The organism is Rhodobaculum claviforme (genome assembly GCF_016653255.1).
GTDB lineage: Bacteria > Pseudomonadota > Alphaproteobacteria > Rhodobacterales > Rhodobacteraceae > Rhodobaculum > Rhodobaculum claviforme.
This window is the reverse complement of sequence record NZ_NHSD01000017.1, coordinates 1-2,610: the sequence shown is the minus strand read 5'-3', so window position 1 is coordinate 2,610 and position 2,610 is coordinate 1. Positions and strand designations below refer to the sequence as shown.

General features: G+C 71.1%; 3 protein-coding genes. 1 reads left to right on the top strand and 2 read right to left on the bottom strand.

Going from position 1 to position 2,610, the window contains the following annotated elements; all coding sequences use genetic code 11:
* Positions 1-100 precede the first annotated feature (100 nt).
* On the top strand, positions 101-889 hold the full coding sequence (locus CCR87_RS00245; protein ID WP_201155338.1) for a heme-dependent oxidative N-demethylase family protein: 789 nt from the start codon (positions 101-103) through the stop codon (positions 887-889).
* A gap of 38 nt (positions 890-927) precedes the next feature.
* Here CCR87_RS00245 and accC read toward each other — a convergent pair whose 3' ends face one another.
* A complete protein-coding gene (gene accC / locus CCR87_RS00240; protein ID WP_201155337.1) occupies positions 928-2,274 on the bottom strand; it encodes an acetyl-CoA carboxylase biotin carboxylase subunit in 1,347 nt (448 codons plus the stop codon).
* Positions 2,275-2,277: 3 nt separating this feature from the next.
* On the bottom strand, positions 2,278-2,610 hold a 333-nt coding region (locus CCR87_RS00235), incomplete at its 5' end, for an acetyl-CoA carboxylase biotin carboxyl carrier protein (RefSeq protein WP_274609735.1).

Genomic DNA, 2,610 nt, shown 5'->3' with positions numbered 1-2,610 from the left:
GCCCCGCCCCCGGGGTGCACGGCGGCCCCCCTTTGCCGGGGCGGTCGGCAGGGCTGATTTTCGCCTCGCCATCGCCAGGCTGGGCCGGTAGCGTCCGGGTATGGCGGTGTTGCAGTCCCATCTGTGGTTTGCGCCCTGGGCCGCGCCGCGCGCCCGGCGCCTGCCGGGGATCCAGCCGCTGGACCCGGCGGACTGGTTGCATGTCGACGATGCCTTTGCCGGGCAGATGGCGCTGCGGGATCGGCTGATCGCAGAGGCACCCGAGGCGGTCCATGCGCTTTTGCCCTCGGCACGGCCGGCGGCGGCGGAGTTGTACGCGCGCGTGCTCGACATCCTGCGGACGGCGCCGGGCTACCGGGTGGCGGCGGGGGCGGTGACGCGGCCCGACGGGGTGGTCGTGGCGCTGGAACCTGACCTGCCGCTGCTGACGCTGGGCCGGCTGGTGCAGGCGGATCTGTGTCTGATGGAAGCGCAGGGCGCGCAGCATGTGCTGACCGGGGCGATCCTGTGTTTTCCAGCCGGTTGGTCGCTGGACGAGAAGATCGGCCACCCGCTGACGCGCATCCACACGCCGGTGCCGGAGTATGACGCGGGCCTTGCCGCGCGGGTGCAGCGGCTGTTTGACGGCATCCATGTGGATCGGCCGATGTGGCGGGCCAATGTGCTGGCCTACGCGGACGCGGATCTGTTCACCCCCGCCCGGGAGGGGGCGCCCCGCCCGCGCCCCGTCGGTCCCGCGCCCTATGTCCGGTCGGAGCGACAGTGCCTGGTGCGCCTGCCGCGCACGCGGGCGGTGGTGTTTTCCATCCACACCGCGATGGTGCGGCGCGCGGCGCTGACACCCGCCCAGGCCGAGGCCTTCGAGGCGCTGCACGGCGCCCCGGCCTGATCCGGGATCTGATCCGGGGTCTGATCCCCGGTTGCCCGTCAGCCCAGACGTTCGGCCAGGAAGTGCTCCAGCCAGTGGATGGTGTAGTCGCCGGCGCGGATGTCGGGTTCCGCCAGCAGCGCCTTGAACAGCGGCAGGGTGCTGTCCACCCCGTCGATGATGATCTCGCCCAGTGCGCGGTCCAGCCGGGCCAGCGCCTCGGGCCGGTCGCGGCCGTGCACGATCAGCTTGGCGATCAGGCTGTCGTAGTAGGGGGGAATCACATAGCCGCCATAGAGCGCCGAATCGATCCGCACGCCGAGGCCGCCGGGCGCGTGGAAGGTCTTCACCTTGCCCGGGCAGGGGGCGAAGTTGGGCAGGCGCTCGGCGTTGATGCGCACCTCGATGGCGTGGCCGTTGGGTATCAGATCCTCCTGGTGGAAGGACAGCGGCAGGCCGGCGGCCACCCGGATCTGTTCGCGCACCAGATCGACACCGAACACCGCCTCGGTGACGGGGTGTTCGACCTGCAGGCGGGTGTTCATCTCGATGAAGTAGAACTCGCCGTCCTCGTACAGGAACTCGATGGTGCCGGCGCCGGAGTATCCCATGCGGGCCACGGCCTCGGCGCAGATGGCGCCGATGCGGGCGCGGGTGGCGGGGTCGATGGCGGGGCCGGGCGCTTCCTCGAGGACCTTCTGGTGGCGGCGCTGGAGGGAGCAGTCGCGTTCGCCCAGATGCACCGCGCGGCCCTTGCCGTCGCCAAAGACCTGGATCTCGATGTGGCGGGGGTGGCCGAGGTATTTCTCGATGTAGACGTCGGCGTTGCCGAAGGCGGCCTTGGCCTCGGCCCGCGCGGTCTGGAAGGCCTGGTCGATGTCGGCGGCCGTGCGCGCAAGCTTCATGCCGCGCCCGCCGCCGCCCGCGGTCGCCTTGACGATGACGGGATATCCGATCTCGGCCGCGACCGCGCGCGCGGCCTCCAGGTCCGGCACGCCGCCCTGCGATCCGGGCACGCAGGGAACCCCCAGCGCGCGCATCGTCTCCTTGGCGGTGATCTTGTCGCCCATCATGCGGATGTGCGCCGAGGACGGGCCGATGAAGGTCAGCCCGTGGTCCTCCACGATCTGCACGAAGCTGGCGTTTTCCGACAGGAAGCCATAGCCGGGGTGGATCGCCTCGGCCCCCGTGATCTCGCAGGCTGAGATGATGGCCGGGATCGACAGGTAGCTGTCATTGGCCGAGGGCGGGCCGATGCACAGCGCCTCGTCGGCCATGCGCACATGCATGGCGTCGGCATCGGCGGTGGAGTGGACCGCGACCGACGCGATGCCCATTTCCCGCGCGGCCCGGATGACGCGCAGCGCGATCTCGCCCCGGTTGGCGATGAGGATCTTGGAGAACATGCGTTACTCGATGATCATCAGGGGGGCGCCGTATTCCACGGGGCTGGTGTCGGCCACGAGGATGCGGCGCACCGTGCCCGCGCGCGGGGCGGGGATGTGGTTCATGGTCTTCATCGCCTCGATGATCAGCAGGGTCTGGCCCTCGGTCACCTGTGCGCCGACGCCGACGAAGGGTTGCGCGCCGGGTTCGGGCGACAGGTACACCGTGCCCACCATGGGCGAGGTGACCGCACCGGGATGCTGCGCGGGATCGGCCGAGGGCGCGGCGCTGTCGGCGGGACCGGCCAGTGCGGGCGCCGCGCCCTCGGCCGATCCCGCGCAGCATCCCGGTGCGGT

Coding starts and splice junctions, on each gene's coding strand:
- CCR87_RS00245 (WP_201155338.1), top strand. CDS start 101: ATGGCGGTGTTGCAGTCCCATCTGTGGTTTGCGCCCTGGGCCGCGCCG.
- accC (WP_201155337.1), bottom strand. CDS start 2,274: ATGTTCTCCAAGATCCTCATCGCCAACCGGGGCGAGATCGCGCTGCGC.